Raw genomic sequence first — 19,684 nt, 5'->3', positions numbered from 1 at the left:
TCTGCTGACGGTCCGCTCCTGTGCTATCGGTCGGGACGTCCGATCAGTGCCCGACGATACGATCACCTGTGGCAGCGGCTGGGGCAGCACCTTGCTTGGGTGCGGACGCAGCAGGTTTCCACGCACTGGTTGCGGCACACGACCTTGACGTGGGTCGAACGGAATGCCGGCTACGCGGTCGCTCGGGCCTACGCGGGGCACAACGGCAGCCGGGACGTCGGCGTCACCTCGACCTATGTGCGCGCGGACATCACGGAGGTCGCTGCTGCGCTCGCGGCGCTGTCCGGCGAGCCGCACCCGCTTGCCCCCACTGCCACGGAGGGCGGCCGCAGGCCGCTGATCAGCTTTGCGCTCGGCGCCGGCACGCCGGGCTGAGCCCCGGTCCCTCGACCTGCCGGCTGCAGACGCCATACTCGGGGGCATGGCGACGGTGACGATGGTGGTGGTCGAGCGGTCCGGGCCGGCGATCCGCGCGGCCTTGGCCGAGCACGCCCCCGGCGATGAGGCCCGTTTCATCGCCGAGCTGCGTGAGGCACTGGTGCGCGCCGGCGAGGACCTGGACCTGGCCGGCCCGCAGGCGGTGCTCGCCCGCTGGCACGCGCTGGCCACCATGGCCGCCAACCCGCTGTCGGCCGATGAGCAGGTTCAGCTGGCCCGGGCTCGGGCCGGGGACCTCACTGGGCTCTAGGTGCGCGACGAGCGCGGCACCTGGACCACCCTGTAGCCGGCCGCCCCGTCGACGTCGACACAAGGGAGGATGCCGCCGCGGTCCCGGCTGGTCTGGTTGCAGATCGCGGAGCAGCAGTACCGCGACCTGCCCGAGGACCTGCGCCGGCTGGTCGACCGCCGCATCGCGGCGTTGCTGGAGAACCCCACGACCGACGCGGACGCCGTCCACAACGCGCGCTCCGACCAGTGGAGCGTCCCGCTGGGGGATGATGGGTTTCTGTTCTACGCCGTCGTCCGCGACCCCGCGACGCTGATCATCCTGCGGGTAGTGAGCTTCGTATAGCACCGCCCGGCGGGCCATCTCGATCCTGATCTGCAGACGGCTACTACTCGATCGACATCGGCTGCGTGGCGGTCTGACCGGGCGGTAGGGCTGTAGCCCGCCGAGTTCGCCGTAAGCGTCATCACCCCTGTCGGGCTGGTGATCATGCGAGTGGGTGGGTCTCGTCGGTGAGGGCGGCGAGCGCGGCGGCGACCTCCTGGACGGTGGCCCGCACGTAGGTGGCGGTGGAAGAGCCGTCGCCGCTGCCGTCGGTGTGGCCGGCGTAGGCGTGGGCGACGGCGAACCCGCAGTTCCGTTCGACCCAGGTGAGGGTGGTGTGGCGCAGCCAGTGGGTGGAGATCTGCTGGGCGGCTACCCAGGGCAGCGCTTCGCCGATGCGCGTCCACAGGTGGTCGTAGCGGCGTCGGGTGATCGGACGGCCCGATGCGTAGCGCAGCAGTTGGTCGTGGGGGCCCGATCCACGTTGCTCGACATGCTGGCGCAGATGGGTCATCAGGGTGGGGGACACCGGCTGCCAGCGGACGGTGCCGGCCTTCTCTCGCAGGAAGATCAGGCACTGGGTGGGGTCGAGGTCTTGGGGGCGTAGGGCGAGGGCGCCGCCGCGGCGGCAGGCGGTCTCGATGTGTAGGCGCAGCAGGAGGGTGTCGAGGGCGGGGTCGTCCCCGGTAGTGGCGGCAGCGTGGTGGATCTCGGCGAGGCGGGCGTCGGGGACGGCTTGTCGGGTGCTGGGCAGCCGGCGGGGCTTGGGCACCTTGCGGGCAGGGTTGTCGGCGGGGTCGATGAGACCGTCGTCCTCGGCGTGGCGGTAGAGGCAGCGGAGGGCGGCGATGACGTGCTCGGCGGCGCTGCGCCCGCCGCGGTTGTTGCGGCGGGTCACGACGTGGGTCTTGGTGTGCTCGACGAGCTGCTTGATGTCGGTGGGGCTGATCTCGTCGAGGCGGTGGTCGGGCCAGCTGTCGACGACGCGGTTCCAGTACGAGCCATACACCCGGCGGGTGCCCTCGCCGACCGCGTCGCGGACGCGCGGGACGTACTGGGCGAAGGTCGGAACCGTGGCTCGGGGACGGGGCGTGGTGAGCAGGTCGGCGGGGGTGATGCCCATGCGGTCGAGCAGCAGCCGGGCGGCGTCGAGCTCGGCTCGCCGGGCGTGGTCCGCCGTGGCGTGGTGTGGCTGCGCCGTGGTCATGGCGTGGCTCCGCTCAGGATGTCGGCGTGGTGGGTGTCGAGCAGCGCGCCCAGCGCGGCGGGTGGGTGCAGCAGGAGCCGGCCGGCGGGCGGGTCGGCGACGAGCAGCACCCGGTCGCCGGGCACGAGGCGGCAGGCCCGGCGCACGCCGACCGGCAGGCGCACGTATCCGTCGTTGCCGACGCGGGCTGTCGCGTCATCGTGCGCGACGATGAGGACGGAGCCGGAGACCAGGGTCAGGGCGAGCGGGTGGCCGGGGCCCCAGTGCAGGGCGCGGAGCACGGCGCGGTCGGCCAGCCGTCCGTACCGGTCGAGGGTCGCGAGGCCGTACACCGCGTCACGAGCAGATGGGCCGGGCAGCAGGGGGACCGGCAGCGGTCGGGCTGTGGCCGATCCACGCTTCGCGGATTCGTCTGCGCTGCGACGCCTGGTCAAGGGAAGGGCGGGGACGACGCTCGATGTCAGCACCTCGACCGCCAGCCGGAGGCACGGCAGGATGTGGCTGATACGGACCGGGGGTGCTCAAGTGCGCTTGAGCACGAGCACGTCGGGTGTTGCAGGGATGCAACTGCGTGGTGTCCGAGGGGGGACTTGAACCCCCACGCCCGTTAAAGGGCACTAGCACCTCAAGCTAGCGCGTCTGCCATTCCGCCACTCGGACCGTTCGCGGCCGTGGCCGCGCACTGGGAAGACCATAACGGACGCCGTTCAGGGGGTGCGTACGGGGATCGGTGCCAGCGGCACCAGCACGCTGAACCGGGCCGGGAGGCGGCTGGCGAGCAGCAGGCGACCCCCCTCGGCCTCGGCGAGGCTCCGGGCGAGCGCGAGGCCGATCCCGTGGCCGCCCGCGCTCTCCGAGCGGCGGGTGAACACGTCGGGGTCGGTGCCGCGGACGCCCGGGCCCTCGTCGGACACGTCGATGGCCAGCGCGTCGCCCGCGTCGCGGACCGTCACGGTGACGGCGCCGCCCCCGTGCCGGACGGCGTTGTCGAGCAGCACCCCGAGCACCTGGCGCATCGCCGGGGTGGACGCCGCGGCGACGGGCGGGTCGGCGGGGACGGTGACGGCGAGCGCCCGGCCGGCCGCGGTCAGCGGGCCGGCCCAGTCGCGGCGCAGGCCGTCGAGCAGCGCGTCGAGGTCCAGGGGCTCGCCGCGGCGGTCGGTGTCGCGGGCCAGGGTCAGCAGGTCGTCGATGGTGCGTTCGAGGCGGTCGGCGCCCGCCATCGCCGTGACGACGACGGTGTGCAGGTTCTGGCCGGGCGTGTCGAGCGCGGCCTCCAGGCCCAGCCGCAGTCCGGCCAGCGGGGTGCGCAGCTGGTGGGAGGCGTCGGCGGAGAACGCCCGCTCCCGGGCGACGAGCCCACCGATGCGTGCCGCGGCACCGTTGAGGGCGGTGCCCACCTCGTCGATCTCGGGGATGTGGGAGGGCGGGGCGGTGGCGGTGAAGTCGCCCGCCCCGACGGTGCGGGCGGCGGACGCCAGGTCCTCCAGCGGCTCGGCCAGCCGGGCGGCGAGCCGCCGCGACACCAGCCAGACGGTGCCGACGGCGAGCAGCCCGAGCGCCGCCATGGCCGCGAGGGCGACGGCGATCCGCACGAACGCGGGCCCCTGGGGCGCCTCGCCGCGCAGCGCGCCGACGAGCCGGTCGCCGTCGTAGAGCGGGATGGCCACCAGGAACCGGCCCGACCCGTCCCCGTCGACGATGCCCTCGCCCTCCATCACCTCCGCCACCGGCGCGTCGCCGACGGCCGGGCCGTCGCCGAGCAGCCGCGTGCCCGTCGCGTCGTAGAGGGTGAACCGGATGTCCCCGGCCGGCGGCAGGGCGTCGGGCACCTCGCCGCGCGCGAACTCCGCGGCCAGGGTCAGCCCGAGGGTGTCGGTGGCCTTGTCGACCTGGTTGTGCCCGGCGTTGAGCATGTACGCGGCCATGACGGCGGCCAGCGGGCCGCCGAACAGCCCGATGGTCATGACCGCGGCGACGACCGCCAGTACGACGATCCGATGGCGCATCGGCACATGATGGGCGACGGCCGCGGTCACCGCGAGCGTCGGGCCAGTGCCTCCCGCAGCAGCCGCAGCGGACGCCGGGTCGCGAGGTCGGTCGCCCACGTCAGGCCGGGCATCGGGTCGCGCAGCGACAGGACGCCGACGTCGCGGACGCCGCGGAAGGTCCGCAGCACCTCCGGGAGCGTCGTGAGCCCGTTCTGCAGGCGGAACCGGATCGTCCGCAGGTCCTCCTCGGGCAGCCACACCTTGCGCCCGGGGACCGGGCGGGGCTGCGCGCCGAGCTCCCGGCCGGCCAGCGTGGCGTAGAGGCGCCACGGGCCGTCGGCGCCGCAGGCCTGCGACAGGCCGAAGTTGCCGGGGATCCGGACGTTGATCTCGATGAGGTAGAGCTCGCCGGTGTCGGCGTGCCGCTTCATCTCGCACGAGGCGATCCCGACGAACCCGACGTGCTCGAGCAGCCGGAGGTGGTTCGCGTGCGCCTCCGGCACGTCGAACGACTCCAGCATCGAGCCGACGCCGTAGTCGACGGGCCACTGCCGGATCTTGCGGCGGCCGTAGCGCAGGGTGACCTCCCCGGAGGCCTCGCGCACCAGCACCGATCCCTCCAGCGCCGTCTCCGGCCCCGGGACGAGCTCGGTGAGCACGATGTCGAGGCCCAGGTCGAGCAGGATGCCGGCCTTGTCCTGCAGCTCGGCGTCGGAGGCGAGGCGGGTGGTGCCGAAGCCGGCCTTCTCCCGGGCGACGTGGCCCAGGGTGGCCTTGACGATGCACGGGTAGGTCAGCGAGCCGCGCACGGCCTCGAGCTGGGCGCGGGTCGAGACGTGGTGCATCCACGGCGTCCGCACGCCCGCCTCGGCGGCGAGCTCGTAGAGCCGGTTCTTGTCCATCAGGGCCAGGTGCGCGCCGTCGCCGGACTCGAACGACCGCAGCGCGGCGGGGACGGCGGCCCGGTGCTCGGCGAGGTACTTCGTTGCCGCGTCGGACCCGGACAGCAGGACGCCGCCGCCGTCCTCGGCGAGGCGGCGCAGCTCGGCGGTCCACAGCTCGGGGAACTCACCGGGGTCGGGCAGCACCCGGCCGGTGACGGCGCGCGACCGCAGGGCGTGGGCGAACGCGGGGCTCGTCAGCAGGTGCACGTCGACACCGCGGCGGGCGAGCACGCGGGCGATCGTGAGCGACCCGTCGTTGGGGTGCAGGACGATCAGCCGGGGCAGGGCCGACCGGGACGGTGCGGGCCGGACGGGGGCCGGCCGGGAGTGGAGCGGGGGTGCCGTCATGGAACCAGGCTTGCTCACGCACGGTCAACGGACGGCCAACCGAGGCCCACCGCTGCGACAACTCTCGGCCCGGACGGCTCAGCGCGGGGGGTCGAGCCGGTAGCCGTGACCGCGCAACGTGACGATCTCGGGCAAACCGGTCGCGCCGGTACCGCCGAGCCGGCGACGCAGGGCCGCGATGTGCATGTCGAGGGTCTTGGTGGAGCCGAACCAGTTGACGTCCCACACGTCGCACATCAGCGTCTCCCGGCTGACGGCGCTGCCGGCGTCGGCGGCGAGGCGGGCGAGGAGGTCGAACTCCTTGGCGCGCAGCGCGATCTCGGTCCCGGCGACGGTGACGCGGCGGCCCGCGACGTCGATGAAGACCGACCCCAGCTCGACCGTGCCGGCGCCGGCGGGGGTGGCGGGCCCGCCGCGGCGCAGGTGGGCGCGGATCCGGGCGCGCAGCTCGTCGAGGCGCAGCGGTTTGGTGAGGTAGTCGTCGGCGCCCGCCTCCAGCCCGACGACGACGTCCATCTCGTCGGTGCGGGCGGTGAGCACGACGAGCACCGCGCCGGGCTGCTGCGTGCGCAGGCGGCGGCAGACCTCCACGCCGTCGAGGTCGGGGAGGCCGAGGTCGAGGAGCACGAGGTCGAGGTCGTGCGCGGCGGCCGCGCGCAGCGCGCCCCGCCCGGTGCGCTCCCAGGTGACGTCGTGCCCGTGGGCCAGCAGGCTGGCGTGCAGCACGCCGCCGATGGTCTCGTCGTCCTCCACCACGAGCAGTCGGGCCATGCGGGGGAGACTACGACCGCCCCGGACGGGCCTCGATGGTAGGAAGGCCGCGTGACCCGCTCCCAGGACAGTTCCGCCGTCGACGAGGTCGTCGACCTCTGCTCCGAGCTCATCCGGATCGACACCACCAACACCGGAGACCCCGACACGGTCACCGGCGAGCGGGAGGCCGCGGAGTACGTGGCGGCCAAGCTGTCGGAGGTCGGCTACGAGATCGAGATGGTCGAGTCCGGGGCCCCGCGCCGCGACAACGTGTTCTGCCGGCTGCCCGGCGCCGACCCGTCGCGGGGGGCGCTGCTCGTCCACGGCCACCTCGACGTGGTGCCCGCCGAGCCGTCGGAGTGGTCGGTGCACCCGTTCTCCGGCGCGGTGCAGGACGGCTACGTGTGGGGCCGCGGCGCCGTCGACATGAAGGACATGGTGGCGATGACGATCGCCGTCGCGCGCCGCTTCAAGCGCGAGGGCGTGGTGCCGCCGCGCGACATCGTGTTCGCCTTCCTGGCCGACGAGGAGGCGGGCGGGGCCTACGGCGCGCACTGGCTGGCGAAGAACCGCCCGGACCTGTTCGAGGGCTGCACGGAGGCCGTCGGGGAGGTCGGGGGGTTCTCGCTGACGCTGGCCGAGGACCGCCGCGTCTACCTCATCGAGGCCGCGGAGAAGGGCATCGCCTGGATGCGGCTGCACGCCCGCGGCAAGCCCGGCCACGGCTCGTTCCTGCACGACGACAACGCGGTCACCCACGTCGCGGAGGCCGTCGCGCGGCTGGGCAACCACACGTTCCCGCTGACGATCACCGACACCGTCCGCCAGTTCCTCGACCGGATGAGCGAGCTCACCGGCCTGGAGTTCCCCGAGGACGACCTGGAGGGCTCGCTGGCCAAGCTCGGCCCGCTGTCCCGGATCGTCGGCGCCACCGTCCGCGACACCGCCAACCCGACGATGCTCAAGGCCGGCTACAAGGCCAACGTCATCCCGTCCACCGCGGAGGCGGTGATCGACTGCCGGGTGCTGCCCGGGCGTCAGGAGGCCTTCCTGCGCGAGGTCGACGAGCTGATCGGGCCGCACGTCACCCGCAGCTGGGTCACCGAGCTGCCGCCGGTGGAGACGGAGTTCGGGGGCCCGCTCACCGACGCGATGGCCGCCGCGCTGCGCACCGAGGACCCCACCGCCGAGACCGTGCCGTACATGCTCTCCGGCGGCACCGACGCGAAAGCGTTCGCCGAGCTGGGGATGGCCTGCTTCGGCTTCGCGCCGCTGCGCCTGCCCCCGGACCTCGACTTCGCGTCCCTGTTCCACGGCATCGACGAGCGCGTGCCCGTCGACGCCCTGCAGTTCGGCACCCGTGTGCTCGACACCTTCCTGAGGAGCTCGTGATGGACCTGGACGGGAAGAGTGCGCTGGTCACGGGCGGCGCGTCGGGGATCGGGGAGGCCGTCGCGCGGCGGCTCACCGCGGCCGGGGTGAAGGTCGCGGTGGTCGACCGCGACGAGGCCAGGGCCACGGCGCTGGTCGGGGAGATCGGCGGTCTCGCGGTCGTCGCCGACGTCACCGACGCCGAGACGATGACCGGCCTCGTCGGGCAGGTCGAGGAGCACTTCGGCGGGCTCGACATCGTGTTCCTCAACGCGGGCACGACGTCCGGGCAGTCCGGGATCTCCGACCTCGACGTCGAGGCGTACCGCCGGATCATGGGCGTCAACGTCGACCACGTCGTGTTCGGCCTGGCCGCGGCGGTGCCCGCGCTGCGCCGCGCGGGCGGCGGCACGATCATCGCCACCTCGTCGCTGGCCGGGCTGGTCCCGATGCCCGGCGACCCGATCTACACGCTCACCAAGCACGCCGTCGTCGGCTACGTGCGCTCGGTCGCGCCGACCCTGGGCGGCGAGGGCATCCGCGTCGCCGCGCTGTGCCCCGGCTTCGCCGACACCCCGCTGATCGCGCACGCCAAGGAGCAGTTCGGCGGGTTCCCGCTGCTCACCGCCGAGGACGTCGCCGACGGGGTCGACGCGATCCTCGACCGCGCCGAGCCCGGCGAGTGCTGGTTCGTGCAGCCGGGCCGCGAGCCCGCGCCCTACGGGTTCCGGGGCGTGCCCGGGCCGAAGGGCGCCGGGGCCCCGCCCGCCGTGTCCTGGGAGGACCACTGATGAGGGGCTGGAGCGTCTCGCGGCTGGGCGACCCGGCCGACGTCCTGGAGTTCGGCGAGCTGCCCGACCCGGAGCCCGGGCCGGGCCAGGTGCTCGTCCGCGTGCACGCGGTGGCCTGCAACTTCCCGGACATCCTGGTCTGCCAGGGGCGCTACCAGGAGAAGCCGGACCTGCCGTTCACGCCGGGGCTGGAGATCGCCGGCGAGGTCGTCGCGGCGGGGGAGGGGGCCCGCGCCGCCGTCGGCGACCGCGTGCTCGGCACGCCGCCGATGGGCCGCGGCGGGTACGCCGAGCTGGCCGTCCTCGACGCGGCGTCGACGTTCCCCTGGCCCGACGGATGACGGCGGCGCAGGCCGCGGGGCTGTTCATCACCCAGCAGACGGGGGTGTGCGCGCTGACGCGGCGCGGGCGGCTGCAGGCGGGGGAGACCCTGCTCGTGCACGCCGCGGCCGGCGGCGTCGGGAGCGCCGCGGTGCAGATCGGGAAGGCGCTGGGCGCCCGGGTCCTCGGCACGGCGGGCGGGGCGGCCAAGTGCGAGGTCGTGCGGGGCCTCGGGGCCGACGAGGTGGTCGACTACGCGGCCGAGGACGTCGTGGCGCGGGTCAAGGAGCTCACCGGCGGGCGGGGGGCCGACGTGGTCTACGACCCGGTCGGCGGCGACATCTTCGACCTCTCGCGCCGGCTCGTCGCCTTCGAGGGGCGGATCCTGGTGATCGGGTTCGCCGGCGGACGCATCGCCGAGGCCCCCACCAATCACGTGCTCGTCAAGAACTACGAGGTCGTGGGCGTGCACTGGGGCTTCTACCGCACGATGGACCCCGGCCGGATCGACGAGTGGCAGGGCGTCATCGAGGACCTGTGGGCCCGCCGCGCCATCGACCCGCTGGTCAGCGCGGAGCTGCCGCTCGACCAGGCGCCGGAGGCGCTGCGCCTGCTCGGGTCGCGGGGCACCACCGGCAAGGTCGTGCTGCTGCCCGGCTAGAAGGAGATCTCGGGCAGCATCCTGGTGGAGCGCTTGCGGCGGAGCGTGACCTTGCGCACGCCGCCGGGGTAGAGCCGGACGCGGGAGAGCTCCCAGCCGCCGAACTCCGCCTGGATCGCGAGCCGGACCGCTGCCGTCACCCGGGACACGTCCCCGGGGATGTCGATCGGCCGGTACTCCCACTCCCCGTCGGCGGCGTCGGGGTCGACGTCCGCGGTGGTACTGCTGCGGGCCACCGGCACCTCCGAGAGCTCGTCCGTGTTGCGCCGCGGTGAACGGCGGATGGCCCCACACGATAGGCGGGGCGGGAGTCCGGTGCCAGGTTCGTCCGGGTCCGGCCGGGGCGGCTCAGGTGATCGGGCCGCTGACGTCGTCGAGCGCCGCGCGGATCTCCGCGGGCAGCGTCACCGCCTCGGTCGCCATCGACGCGGCGAGCTGCGCGGCGTCGCGGGCACCGACGACGGCCGAGGCGACGCCCGGCAGGTCCCGCACCCACGCCAGCGCGACGGCCAGCGGCGAGGTGCCGAGGCCGTCGGCGGCGGTGAGGACGGCCTGCACGATCCGGGTGGAGCGCTCGGTGCGCCGCGCCTCGACGTAGGGGGCGAGAGTGGGCGACGCGCCGCGGGAGTCGGCCGGGGTGCCGTCGGCGTACTTGCCGGTCAGGACGCCGCGCCCGAGCGGGGCCCAGGCCAGCAGCCCGACGCCGTGGTGCACCGCGGCGGGCACCAGCTCGGCCTCGACGTCGCGGGCCAGCAGCGAGTACTCGACCTGGGCCGAGACCGGCACGGTGAGCGGGCCCAGCGTCCGGCCCCGCTCGGCGACGGTGGCGAGCTGCCAGCCCCGGGGCGCCACCAGTCCGGCGTAGCGGACCTTGCCCGCGAGCACGGCGACCTGCACGGCCGAGAGCGTCTCCTCGACCGGCACCGTGGCGTCCCAGGCGGGGAGCTGCCACAGATCGAGGTGGTCGACCCCCAGGCGCTTCAGCGTGGCGTCGAGCCCGGACAGCAGGGCGCCGCGCGCGGCACCGTCGCCGAGCGGCCCGCCGGGCAGCGACGCGCGCCCGGCGATCACGACGTACTCGCGCGGCACGGAGGCCGCGAGCACCGCGGCGAGGGTCTCCTGGGCGAGCCCGTCGCCGTAGCCGTCGGCGGTCTCGACGAGCGAGCCGCCCGCGTCGACGAACGCCGTGAGCTGCGCCGTCGCGGCCTCGAGATCGGTGTCGGCCCCCCAGGTCAGGGTGCCCAGACCGATGCGCGAGACCTCCAGACCGCTGCTCCCGACCCGTCGCCTCTGCACGGCGGGGAGCCTACGGCGGACGCGATCACGGTCCCCAGTACGGTCGCTCGACGTGACGTGGCTCGAAGTTCTCGTTCTCGGACTGGTGCAGGGTCTGACGGAGTTCCTCCCGATCTCCTCCTCGGCCCACCTGCGGATCACCTCCGAGGTGTTCTTCGGGCGCGACGCGGGCGCCGCGTTCACCGCGGTGACGCAGCTCGGCACCGAGCTCGCCGTCGTCGTCTACTTCGCCAAGGACATCGGGCGGCTGGTCGCGGTGTGGTGGCGGGGGTTCTCCACGCCGATGGTGCGGATCACCGACGACTACAAGATCGCCTGGCTGGTGATCATCGGCACGATCCCGATCGCCGTGCTCGGGCTGCTGTTCGAGGACCAGATCCAGACGGTGGGCCGCAACCTGTGGCTGGTGGCCTCGACGCTGATCATCTTCGGCCTGCTGCTCGGGCTGGCCGAGCGGATCGGCCGCCAGCAGATCGAGCTGCGCAAGATCACCCCGAAGGACGGCATCCTGCTCGGGTTCGCGCAGGCCATGGCGCTGATCCCCGGGGTGTCGCGCTCGGGCGGGACGATCACCGCGGGCCTGTTCCTCGGCATGACGCGGCCCGCGATCGTCCGCTACTCGTTCCTGCTCGCCATCCCGTCGGTGTTCGCGGCCGGGCTGTTCCAGCTGCCCGACGTCTTCGCGAACGACGGGCCGAGCGTCCTGCAGATGATCGTGGCGACCGTCATCGCGTTCGTCGTCGGCTACGCCACGATCGCCTGGCTGCTGCGCTACGTCGAGGGCCACAGCGTCTACGTGTTCGTCTGGTACCGCGTCGGCCTGGGCCTGCTGCTGCTCGCCGCGCTGAGCACCGGCCGCCTCGCCGCCACGTAGGGTCGGGGCGGTGACCACCCTGATCCTCCTGCGCCACGGTCGTTCCTCGGCGAACGTCGCCGGCGTGCTGGCCGGGCGCACCCCCGGCGTCGAACTGGACGAGACCGGCCGCGGGCAGGCGGAGAAGGTGGTCGGGCGGCTGAACGGCGTGCCGATCGCCGAGATCGTGTGCTCGCCGATGCTGCGCTGCGAGCAGACGGTCGCCCCGCTGGCCGCCGACCGGTCGCTCACCCCGCTGACCGAACCCGACCTGGCCGAGGTCGACTACGGCAACTGGACCGGCTCGGAGCTCAAGAAGCTCGGCAAGGAGCCGCTGTGGAAGGTCGTGCAGAGCCACCCGTCGGCCGCGGTGTTCCCCGAGGGCGAGGGGCTGGCGGCGATGCAGGCCAGGGCGGTCGCGGCGGTGCGACGGCACGGGGCCCGGATCGCGGCCGAGCACGGGCCGCAGGCGGTGTGGCTCGCGTGCAGCCACGGTGACGTCATCAAGGCCGTGCTGGCCGACGCGCTGGCCACCCACCTGGACAACTTCCAGCGGATCATGGTCGACACCTGCTCGATCAGCGTCGTGCACTACACCGAGACCCGCCCGTTCGTCGCGCGCGTCAACGACCTGGGCGGCGACGTCTCCGGACTGATCCCGCCCGCCCCGAAGCGGCGCCGTCGCACGGCGGCCGCGCGCAGCTCCGATGCGGTGGTGGGCGGTACCACCTGACGTGCGGCGTGCCCTCCGCGGCGGGGCGAGCTACCCTGGGAGGGCCATGTCACGCGTCATTCACGTCTTCCGCCAGCCCGAGCGCTTCGTCGCCGGGACCGTCGGCGAGCCCGGCGACCGCTCCTTCTACCTGCAGGCCATCGAGGACTCGCGCACGATCAGCGTGCTCCTGGAGAAGCAGCAGGTGTCGGTGCTCGCCGAGCGCATCGCCGCTCTCCTGGAGGAGGTGGCGCGCCGGTTCGGCGACGACGACCCCGACACCCCGGGCGACCGCACCGATCTCGATCCCCTCGCCGTGCCGCTGGAGGAGGAGTTCCGGGTCGGCACGATGGGCCTGGGCTGGGACGCCGACTCGAAGTCGGTCGTCGTGGAGCTGCTCGCCGTGAGCGAGGAGGAGGTCGACGAGTCGGTCGTCCTCGACGACGCCGAGGAGGGCCCCGACGCCCTGCGCGTCTTCCTCTCCCCGGTGCAGGCCCACGCCTTCGCCGAGCGCGCCGAGAAGGTCGTCTCCGCCGGCCGGCCGCCGTGCCCGTTGTGCGCCGAGGCGCTCGACCCGGACGGCCACGTCTGCGTGCGGCTCAACGGCTACCGCCGGCGCACCCCCGCCGTCGAGGGCTGAGGCCACCCCTCGGTGGATCCTCGGGACCCCGCGGTGCCGGAGCTGCTCCGCCACGGCCGCATCGACATCACCGGCCGTCTCGTCGACGCCTCCAACGCCACGCTGTTCGGCACGGTCAGCGCCGACGGGCTGGAGGCGAAGTGCGTCTACAAGCCCGTCCGCGGCGAGCGGCCGCTGTGGGACTTCCCCGACGGCACGCTCGCCGGCCGGGAGTACGGCTCGTTCCTCGTCTCCGAGGCGGCGGGGCTGCACGTCGTGCCGCCGACGCTGCTGCGCGAGGGGCCGTTCGGGCCGGGGATGGTGCAGGTCTGGGTCGACACCGACGACGAGCGCGAGCTGGTCGACGTGTGCTCGCCGAAGAAGGTGCCCGAGGGCTGGATCGGGGTGCTGCGGGCGCGGGGCGACCGCGGCGAGCCCGCCGTCCTCGTCCACGCCGACACCCCGGCGCTGCGCCGGATGGCGGCGTTCGACGTCGTCGTCAACAACGCCGACCGCAAGGGCGGGCACGTGCTCGCCGGCACCGACGGGAACCTCTACGGCGTCGACCACGGCCTCACGCTGCACGTCGAGGACAAGCTGCGCACGGTGCTGTGGGGCTGGGTCGGCGAGCCGCTGCCCGGCGAGGTCGTCGAGGCGCTGGAGAAGCTGCGCACCGAGCTCGACGGCACCTTCGCCGACGTGCTGGGCGAGCACGTCACCCGTCGTGAGGTGCGCACGCTCGCCTCACGGGTCGACGGGCTGATCGCCGAGCCGCGGTTCCCCGAACCCTCGGGGTACGGCCCGGCGATCCCCTGGCCCGCGTTCTAGGGGCTAGGCGTCGGCCCACAGCTCCAGCGCGATGTTGTCGGGGTCGCGGAACTCCAGCAGCTGGCCGATCCCGATGTCCTTGACGCCCTCGTGGGCGACGCCGAGCTCGTCGAGACGGGCCGCGGCGGCGTCGAGGTCGGCGCGCGAGGCGACGCCGAAGCTGAGGTGGTCGAGCCCGGCGCGGTCCTCGGTGAACCGGTCGCCGCCGGGGGCGACGGGCCGCAGGCCGAAGAAGCCGCCGGGAACCTGGTAGACGACGCCGCCGAAGAGCCACCACTCCTCGGCGCGGGTGGCCTCGTCGGCGTCGGGTGTGGCCGCGAAGGCGACCGGCAGCCCGAGGACGGCGTCGTAGAAGGCGCGTGACTGCGCGATGTCGGTGACGGTGATGCGGACGTGCGAGAAGCCGGTGACGGGGATGCTCATGTGCAGATGGTTGCATCCGACAAGATCGTGCGCAGCATCAGCCCGCGGCGAGCAGCACGATCCCGGTCAGCGCGAGGGCCGCTCCGATCCGCTGCACCGCCGCGGGCCGCTCGCGGAGCAGGACGAACGCGAGCACGACGGTCACCACGGGGTTGAGGGTGGCGATCACCGAGACGACGCTGAGCAGCCCGATCCGGGTGGCCTCGCCGAAGGCGAACGTGCCCAGGGCCAGCAGCAGCCCGGGGACGAGGACGAGCGCCCCGTCGCGGGGCGCCACCCGGACAGGGGCGCGGAGCAGCAGGATCCCGACGCCGGTGGTGAGCACGAGCGCGACCCGCGACCACACCAGCGCGCCGGAGGAGGAGTCCGCGGCGGCCCCGGCGTAGGTCGTGAGGAACGTGCCGAACAGCGCGGCGGCGCCCAGCGCCCAGCCGATGCCCCGGGCGCCGCCCGGGCCCGTCGGGCCGACCGGGGGGCGGCGCGCCGCGAGCACGATCCCGACGAGCACCAGCGGGATGCCGGCGAGCTGCCACGGCCCGGGCCGGTCGCCGGAGACCAGCCCGACCAGCACCGGGACGGCCGCACCGCTCGCCGCGACGGGGGAGATCACGCTGAGGTTGCCGGTCTGCGCCGCGCGGTACAGGCAGGCCAGCGCCCCGGCGTTGCTCGCCCCGGCGGCGACGGCGAACGCGAGCCCCGCGGCGTCCATCGTCAGGTCGGAGCCGAGCGTCAGGAGCACCGAGACGACCAGCCCGGCGACCTGGCTGCCCAGCAGGACCGCCGCGAGCGGCATCCGGCGGCCGAGGACGGGGGCCAGGTAGTTCGCGACGCCGTAGCCGAGTGCGGTGCCGAGGGCCAGCAGGATCGCGATCACCGCGTCATCCTGCGCCACCGCGATCACGATCGCGTGACAGGTCCTTGAAGGCTCATGCTTCACGCACTAGGTTCTTGAGTGTTCAACTCACCTCGAGCGCTGGGAGCGCACCGTGTCCGTCGTCGCCTGGATCCTGCAGATCGTCCTCGCCCTGGCCTTCCTCGGCGCGGGCGGCATGAAGCTCGCCCGTCCCAAGCCCGCGCTCGTCGCGGCCGGCATGGGCTACGCCGAGGACTTCTCCGCCTCCGCGATCAAGACCATCGGGCTGCTGGAGGTGCTGGGGGCCATCGGTCTGGTGCTGCCCGCCGTCACCGGCATCGCGACCTGGCTGGTGCCCGTCGCGGCGATCGGTCTCGCGCTGACGATGGTCGGCGCCGTCGTGGTGCACGTCCGGCGCAAGGAGCCCTACCTGCCCCCGCTGGTGCTCGGGGTCCTCGCGCTCGTGCTCGCCGTGCTCCGCATCGCCTACCCTGCCTGACATGAGCCCGATGCCGGCGGCGTTCATCGGGCACGGCAGCCCGATGAACGCCCTCGAGTCCAACCGCTACACCGAGTCGTGGCGCGCGCTCGGGGCGGCGCTGCCGCGGCCGCGCGCGGTGCTCGTCGTGTCGGCGCACTGGTACATCAACGCGACCGCCGTCACCGCGATGCCGCGGCCGCGCACGATCCACGACTTCTTCGGCTTCCCCGGCGCGCTGTTCGACGTCGACTACCCCGCACCGGGGGCCCCCGACGTCGCGGCGGAGGTCGAGGAGATCGCCAAGCCGACGTGGGTGGGCCAGGACGTCGACAGCTGGGGCATCGACCACGGCACCTGGTCGGTGCTCACGCACATGTTCCCCGGTGCCGACGTGCCGGTGATCCAGCTGTCGATCGACGCCGGCAAGTCCTTCGACGAGCACCTCGACCTCGGGGCGAGGCTCGCCCCGCTGCGGGACAGCGGCGTGCTCGTCGTCGGCAGCGGCAACGTCGTGCACAACCTCGGCGGCATGGACCCGCGCCGCCGCGACGAGGGCTTCGACTGGGCGCAGCGCTTCGACGAGGCCGCCCGCGCCACGATGACCGGCTCACCGGACGCGCTGCCCGGGATCGTCGGCTCCGCCGACTTCCCCGCCGCCGTGCCCACGCCGGACCACTTCATCCCGCTGCTCTACCTCGCCGGGCTCGGCGCGGCGTCCGGGAACCGGGCCGACGTGCTGGTCGACGGGTACGCCTACGGCTCGCTGTCGATGACGGCGTACACGCTCGACCTCGACCGCCCCGTGGCGGCCGACGGCCCGCCCGGCGCCGGCAGCGTTCCGGCCGGCCGGCCGCCGGAGGACATGAACATCTGATCAGCGGCCGTAGGACTCGAACCAGTCGCGGTCGATCCACGGCGGCAGGTGCGGCGGCACCGTCATCGCGGTGGTGCGGTCCCGGAAGGTGACGTCCGCGCCGCCGCCGGGACGCACCCGCACGCGGATCTCCTCCAGGTTGTGCGGCTCGCCGGGGTCCTCGCCGAGGGTGGTGGCGAGGAACGCGCGCATCGGCGCGGAGTGGGTGGCCGCCACCACCAGCAGGTTCTCGGGGGCGTCGCGACCGACCTCGGTGATGCCGCGCCAGAACCGGTGGGCGGCGACGTGCGGGGGCTCGAAGTACAGCGTCGGGTTGTGCAGCCAGTACTCGATCGGGCCGCCCGCGGCCGCGACCGAGCGGTAGTCGGAGTCGAAGCGGTCGTACTCGCGGGCCCAGTCGGGCAGGTCGCCGGTGAGCGTCAGCCGCTCGGTGACGGCGTCGGAGGTGTCGACGCCGCGCCCGTGCAGGGAGTAGCGCAGGTTGTCGAACCACGGGTCCGGGTGCAGCGGGCCCGGCTCGATCCCGGCCTCGACCAGCGCCTCGCGCAGCCCGACCGCCGTCGCGATCGCCCGGGCGGTGCGGGCGTGCGGCATCCGGACCACGGTCTCGGGGGTGATCTCCTTCGCCAGCGCGGCACCCCGTTCCCGGGCCTGCTCCTCGCCGAGCGGGGTGAGCCCCAGGTCGCCGTCGTAGCCGACGGTCTCCCCGTGCCGCAGCAGCACGACCTCGTACTCCGACACGGAACCTCCCGGGACTCGACGACGGGCCCGACGCTACGGCGAGCGCCCGGCGGATCGGGACCGCCGTACCGGATTCCGGAACACCGGCGCGCGAGGGTAGGACTGTCGGGCCCAGGCAGCGCGGCCACCACCGGTCTAGCGTCGGGCCCGAGCGGCCGCGGAGTCAGCCGCGGGGGAGAGGTACTGCTGTGGAGATCGGTCTGCACGTCGCGGACTTCACCTACCCGAGCGGGCCCGCCGGGCTCGCCGACGACCTGACGCGCATCGTCGTGGCGGCCGAGGAGGCCGGCTTCGGCCGCGTCAGCGTCATGGACCACCTCTGGCAGATCCGGCCCGTCGGCCCGATCGAGAACGACATGCTGGAGGCGTACACGACCCTGGGCTACCTCGCGGCGCGCACCGAGCGCGTGCAGCTGCTGGCCTGGGTCACCGCCGTCACCTACCGCGAGCCGGGGATGCTCGCGAAGCTCGTCACGACCCTCGACGTCCTGTCGAAGGGCCGCGCGTGGCTGGGCATCGGCGCCGCGTGGAACGACGAGGAGGCCACCGGGCTGGGCCTGCCGTTCCCGGGCACCGCCGAGCGCTTCGAGCGCCTGGAGGAGACCCTGCAGATCTGCCGGCAGATGTGGAGCGACGACGACGGCCCGTACGAGGGCACCCACTACCGGCTCGGCGCGACGATGAACGTGCCCCAGGCGCTGCGCCGCCCGCCGATCCTCATCGGCGGCGGCGGGGAGAAGAAGACGCTGCGCCTCGTCGCGCAGTACGCCGACGCGTGCAACCTGTTCGCCGGGCCCGACCTGGCGCACAAGCTCGACGTCCTGCGCGGGCACTGCGCCGACGTCGGGCGCGACTACGACGAGATCGAGAAGACGGTCATGTTCCCGCTCGACGCGGGGGAGAAGGGTGAGAACGTCGACGCCCTGCTGACCCAGCTGCGGGAGCTGGCGGCGCTGGGGGTGACCGAGGCGCACGGCTGGGTCCCCGAGGTCTGGAAGCCCGAACGCCTGGAACTCCTGGCCAAGGAGATCATCCCAGCAGCAGCAGAACTGTAGAGACGCTGTTCACACGCACTTCGGAGCCGTACTGCTGCGGGGAGGGGCCCCACCCGACAGTATGGCTCCGAAGTGCCGTCCGTTCGTCGTGAGGAGAGTTGTGAGCAGTCGCATCGGGGTCACCGGCCTGGCCGTCATGGGGGCGAACCTGGCCCGCAACATCGCCCGTCGCGGGGTCCCGATCGCCGTGCACAACCGCACGACGGCCAAGACCCGGGAGTTCATCGAGGAGTTCGGCGACGAGGGCGAGTTCACCGCGGCCGAGTCGCTCGAGGACTTCGTCGCCGCGCTGGAGAAGCCGCGGCGGATCATCGTGATGGTGAAGGCGGGCAAGCCCGTCGACGCCGTGATCGCCGACCTCACGCCGCTGCTCGACGAGGGCGACATCATCATCGACGCCGGCAACTCGCACTTCCCCGACACCGTGCGCCGCACCGAGGAGTGCGCGGCGAACGGCCTGCGGTTCATGGGCATCGGCGTCTCCGGCGGCGAGGAGGGCGCGCTGCTCGGGCCGAGCATCATGCCCGGCGGCGACCCGTCGGCGTACGCGGAGGTCGAGGAGATCCTCACGTCGATCGCGGCGGTCGTCGACGGCACGCCGTGCTGCGTGCACGTCGGGCCGGGTGGGGCCGGGCACTACGTGAAGATGGTGCACAACGGCATCGAGTACGCCGACATCCAGCTCATCGCCGAGGCCTACGACCTGCTCACCCACGTCGGCGGCCTCGACGCCCCGGCCATCTCGGCGATCTTCGAGGAGTGGAACTCCGGCGACCTGGAGTCGTTCCTCATCGAGATCACCGCGAAGGTGCTCGGCAAGACCGACGAGAGGACGGGCGGCCCGCTCGTCGACGTGATCGTCGACCAGGCCGAGCAGAAGGGCACCGGCACCTGGACCGCCGTCGACGCCCTGGGCCTCGGCGTGCCCCTCACCGGGATCACGGAGGCGGTGTTCGCCCGCGGCCTGTCCGCGCTGCGCGACGAGCGGAGGGCCGCGTCCACCACGCTGGCCGGCCCGACGCCCGGCGACGGCCCGGACGGCCTCGTCGACGACATCCGCCAGGCCCTCTACGCGAGCAAGGTGGTGGCGTACGCGCAGGGCTTCGCGCAGATGCGGGCCGCGTCGCTGGCCAACGACTGGGACCTCGACCTGGGCGCCATGGCCACGATCTGGCGCGGCGGCTGCATCATCCGCGCGCAGTTCCTCAACCGGATCCGCGACGCCTACGCCGAGCACCCCGACCTGGACAACCTGCTGATGGTGCCGTACTTCACCGAGGCCGTCGCGAACGCGCAGGACGCGTGGCGGCGCGTGGTCGTGACGGCCACCCAGCAGGGCGTGGCGGTCCCGGCGTTCGCCAGCTCGCTGAGCTACTACGACGGCTACCGCCGCGAGCGCGGACCGGCCAACCTCATCCAGGGCCTGCGCGACTTCTTCGGCGCCCACACCTACCTGCGCACCGACGCCGAGGGGAAGTTCCACACCCGGTGGGGCCAGGACGGCACCGAGGTGCGGACGGACGGGTAGCCGCGGGAGTTGTCCACAGGCGCGGAAGGGTCGATCGTGGACC

At 73.7% G+C, this 19,684-nt stretch carries 25 protein-coding genes and 1 tRNA gene; 15 read left to right on the top strand and 11 right to left on the bottom strand.

The window, feature by feature from the left end; genetic code table 11:
- Nucleotides 1-99 precede the first annotated feature (99 nt).
- From H6H00_RS32730 to H6H00_RS00970, 3 genes are all read left to right on the top strand, one after another.
- Entirely contained in the window at nt 100-375 is a 276-nt protein-coding gene (locus H6H00_RS32730; RefSeq protein ID WP_221775746.1) for a hypothetical protein, read from the top strand.
- Nucleotides 376-421: 46 nt separating this feature from the next.
- Nucleotides 422-688, top strand: a complete 267-nt coding sequence (locus H6H00_RS00975; protein ID WP_185719513.1) for a DUF6247 family protein — start codon at nt 422-424, stop codon at nt 686-688.
- Between the two features lie 69 nt (nt 689-757).
- Nucleotides 758-1,012, top strand: coding sequence for a type II toxin-antitoxin system RelE family toxin (locus H6H00_RS00970; RefSeq protein ID WP_185719512.1), 255 nt, complete (start codon nt 758-760; stop codon nt 1,010-1,012).
- Between the two features lie 142 nt (nt 1,013-1,154).
- Here H6H00_RS00970 and H6H00_RS00965 read toward each other — a convergent pair whose 3' ends face one another.
- The 6 genes from H6H00_RS00965 to H6H00_RS00940 form a co-directional block, all read right to left on the bottom strand.
- Complete coding sequence (locus tag H6H00_RS00965; RefSeq protein ID WP_185719511.1) at nt 1,155-2,198, bottom strand: tyrosine-type recombinase/integrase; 1,044 nt, start codon at nt 2,196-2,198, stop codon at nt 1,155-1,157.
- A complete protein-coding gene (locus tag H6H00_RS00960) occupies nt 2,195-2,530 on the bottom strand; it encodes an AbrB/MazE/SpoVT family DNA-binding domain-containing protein (RefSeq protein ID WP_185719510.1) in 336 nt (111 codons plus the stop codon). Before H6H00_RS00960 ends, H6H00_RS00965 begins: the two co-directional genes overlap by 4 nt.
- Nucleotides 2,531-2,770: 240 nt before the next feature.
- Nucleotides 2,771-2,858, bottom strand: a tRNA-Leu gene (locus H6H00_RS00955).
- Between the two features lie 47 nt (nt 2,859-2,905).
- Nucleotides 2,906-4,207, bottom strand: coding sequence for a sensor histidine kinase (locus H6H00_RS00950; RefSeq protein WP_185719509.1), 1,302 nt, complete (start codon nt 4,205-4,207; stop codon nt 2,906-2,908).
- 26 nt (nt 4,208-4,233) lie between these two features.
- Nucleotides 4,234-5,481, bottom strand: coding sequence for a carboxylate--amine ligase (locus H6H00_RS00945; RefSeq protein ID WP_185719508.1), 1,248 nt, complete (start codon nt 5,479-5,481; stop codon nt 4,234-4,236).
- 78 nt (nt 5,482-5,559) lie between these two features.
- On the bottom strand, nt 5,560-6,252 hold the full coding sequence (locus H6H00_RS00940) for a response regulator transcription factor (protein ID WP_185719507.1): 693 nt from the start codon (nt 6,250-6,252) through the stop codon (nt 5,560-5,562).
- 51 nt (nt 6,253-6,303) lie between these two features.
- Here H6H00_RS00940 and H6H00_RS00935 point away from each other — a divergent pair, with 51 nt between their 5' ends.
- The 4 genes from H6H00_RS00935 to H6H00_RS00925 are packed head-to-tail and all read left to right on the top strand — an operon-like array spanning nt 6,304 to nt 9,378.
- Nucleotides 6,304-7,626 carry a M20/M25/M40 family metallo-hydrolase gene (locus tag H6H00_RS00935; RefSeq protein WP_185719506.1) on the top strand — a complete coding sequence of 441 codons (1,323 nt, stop codon included), beginning with the start codon at nt 6,304-6,306 and terminating at the stop codon, nt 7,624-7,626.
- Entirely contained in the window at nt 7,626-8,396 is a 771-nt protein-coding gene (locus H6H00_RS00930) for an SDR family oxidoreductase (protein WP_185719505.1), read from the top strand. The genes H6H00_RS00935 and H6H00_RS00930 overlap by 1 nt, the downstream gene beginning before the upstream one ends.
- Complete coding sequence (locus tag H6H00_RS32065) at nt 8,396-8,737, top strand: alcohol dehydrogenase catalytic domain-containing protein (RefSeq protein WP_255425510.1); 342 nt, start codon at nt 8,396-8,398, stop codon at nt 8,735-8,737. Before H6H00_RS00930 ends, H6H00_RS32065 begins: the two co-directional genes overlap by 1 nt.
- Entirely contained in the window at nt 8,734-9,378 is a 645-nt protein-coding gene (locus H6H00_RS00925; RefSeq protein WP_255425508.1) for a zinc-binding dehydrogenase, read from the top strand. The genes H6H00_RS32065 and H6H00_RS00925 overlap by 4 nt, the downstream gene beginning before the upstream one ends.
- Here the strand turns inward: H6H00_RS00925 and H6H00_RS00920 are convergent.
- Together H6H00_RS00920 and H6H00_RS00915 are read right to left on the bottom strand one after the other, a co-directional pair.
- Entirely contained in the window at nt 9,375-9,614 is a 240-nt protein-coding gene (locus tag H6H00_RS00920; protein ID WP_185719504.1) for a DUF5703 family protein, read from the bottom strand. The genes H6H00_RS00925 and H6H00_RS00920 overlap by 4 nt on opposite strands.
- Before the next feature lie 112 nt (nt 9,615-9,726).
- The gene (locus tag H6H00_RS00915; protein WP_185719503.1) at nt 9,727-10,674 is read right to left on the bottom strand and encodes an aldo/keto reductase; all 948 of its coding nucleotides are present in this window, start codon (nt 10,672-10,674) and stop codon (nt 9,727-9,729) included.
- A 52-nt stretch (nt 10,675-10,726) separates the two neighbouring features.
- On the opposite strand from H6H00_RS00915, the gene H6H00_RS00910 reads away from it, so the two are divergent.
- The 4 genes from H6H00_RS00910 to H6H00_RS00895 are packed head-to-tail and all read left to right on the top strand — an operon-like array spanning nt 10,727 to nt 13,686.
- Complete coding sequence (locus tag H6H00_RS00910; RefSeq protein WP_185719502.1) at nt 10,727-11,548, top strand: undecaprenyl-diphosphate phosphatase; 822 nt, start codon at nt 10,727-10,729, stop codon at nt 11,546-11,548.
- A 10-nt stretch (nt 11,549-11,558) separates the two neighbouring features.
- Complete coding sequence (locus tag H6H00_RS00905; protein ID WP_185719501.1) at nt 11,559-12,260, top strand: histidine phosphatase family protein; 702 nt, start codon at nt 11,559-11,561, stop codon at nt 12,258-12,260.
- Nucleotides 12,261-12,306: 46 nt separating this feature from the next.
- Nucleotides 12,307-12,879, top strand: a complete 573-nt coding sequence (locus H6H00_RS00900) for a DUF3090 domain-containing protein (protein WP_185719500.1) — start codon at nt 12,307-12,309, stop codon at nt 12,877-12,879.
- 12 nt (nt 12,880-12,891) lie between these two features.
- Nucleotides 12,892-13,686: an SCO1664 family protein gene (locus tag H6H00_RS00895; protein WP_185719499.1), complete on the top strand. Its 795-nt coding sequence runs from the start codon at nt 12,892-12,894 to the stop codon at nt 13,684-13,686.
- 3 nt (nt 13,687-13,689) lie between these two features.
- Here the strand turns inward: H6H00_RS00895 and H6H00_RS00890 are convergent, their stop codons facing one another.
- Together H6H00_RS00890 and H6H00_RS00885 are read right to left on the bottom strand one after the other, a co-directional pair.
- On the bottom strand, nt 13,690-14,109 hold the full coding sequence (locus H6H00_RS00890) for a VOC family protein (RefSeq protein WP_185719498.1): 420 nt from the start codon (nt 14,107-14,109) through the stop codon (nt 13,690-13,692).
- 37 nt (nt 14,110-14,146) lie between these two features.
- Complete coding sequence (locus tag H6H00_RS00885; RefSeq protein WP_185719497.1) at nt 14,147-15,001, bottom strand: EamA family transporter; 855 nt, start codon at nt 14,999-15,001, stop codon at nt 14,147-14,149.
- 94 nt (nt 15,002-15,095) lie between these two features.
- Between H6H00_RS00885 and H6H00_RS00880 the strand changes: the two genes are divergently transcribed.
- Together H6H00_RS00880 and ygiD are read left to right on the top strand one after the other, a co-directional pair.
- Nucleotides 15,096-15,461: a DoxX family protein gene (locus H6H00_RS00880; protein ID WP_185719496.1), complete on the top strand. Its 366-nt coding sequence runs from the start codon at nt 15,096-15,098 to the stop codon at nt 15,459-15,461.
- Between the two features lies 1 nt (nt 15,462).
- Nucleotides 15,463-16,317 (top strand): 4,5-DOPA-extradiol-dioxygenase, encoded by an 855-nt coding sequence (ygiD, locus tag H6H00_RS00875; protein ID WP_221775745.1) that lies wholly within the window; start codon nt 15,463-15,465, stop codon nt 16,315-16,317.
- On the opposite strand, the gene H6H00_RS00870 is transcribed toward ygiD, so the two are convergent.
- Entirely contained in the window at nt 16,318-17,058 is a 741-nt protein-coding gene (locus H6H00_RS00870; RefSeq protein ID WP_185719495.1) for a histidine phosphatase family protein, read from the bottom strand.
- A 188-nt stretch (nt 17,059-17,246) separates the two neighbouring features.
- On the opposite strand from H6H00_RS00870, the gene H6H00_RS00865 reads away from it, so the two are divergent.
- Both H6H00_RS00865 and gnd read left to right on the top strand, forming a co-directional pair.
- A complete protein-coding gene (locus H6H00_RS00865; protein ID WP_185719494.1) occupies nt 17,247-18,113 on the top strand; it encodes an LLM class F420-dependent oxidoreductase in 867 nt (288 codons plus the stop codon).
- A 61-nt stretch (nt 18,114-18,174) separates the two neighbouring features.
- Nucleotides 18,175-19,641, top strand: coding sequence for an NADP-dependent phosphogluconate dehydrogenase (gene gnd, locus H6H00_RS00860; RefSeq protein WP_185719493.1), 1,467 nt, complete (start codon nt 18,175-18,177; stop codon nt 19,639-19,641).
- The last annotated feature ends 43 nt before the right edge of the window (nt 19,642-19,684 follow it).

It is taken from the genome of Pseudonocardia petroleophila, assembly GCF_014235185.1.
GTDB classification, from domain to species: Bacteria; Actinomycetota; Actinomycetes; order Mycobacteriales; family Pseudonocardiaceae; genus Pseudonocardia; species Pseudonocardia petroleophila.
This window is presented reverse-complemented; position numbering and strand designations above follow the sequence as displayed.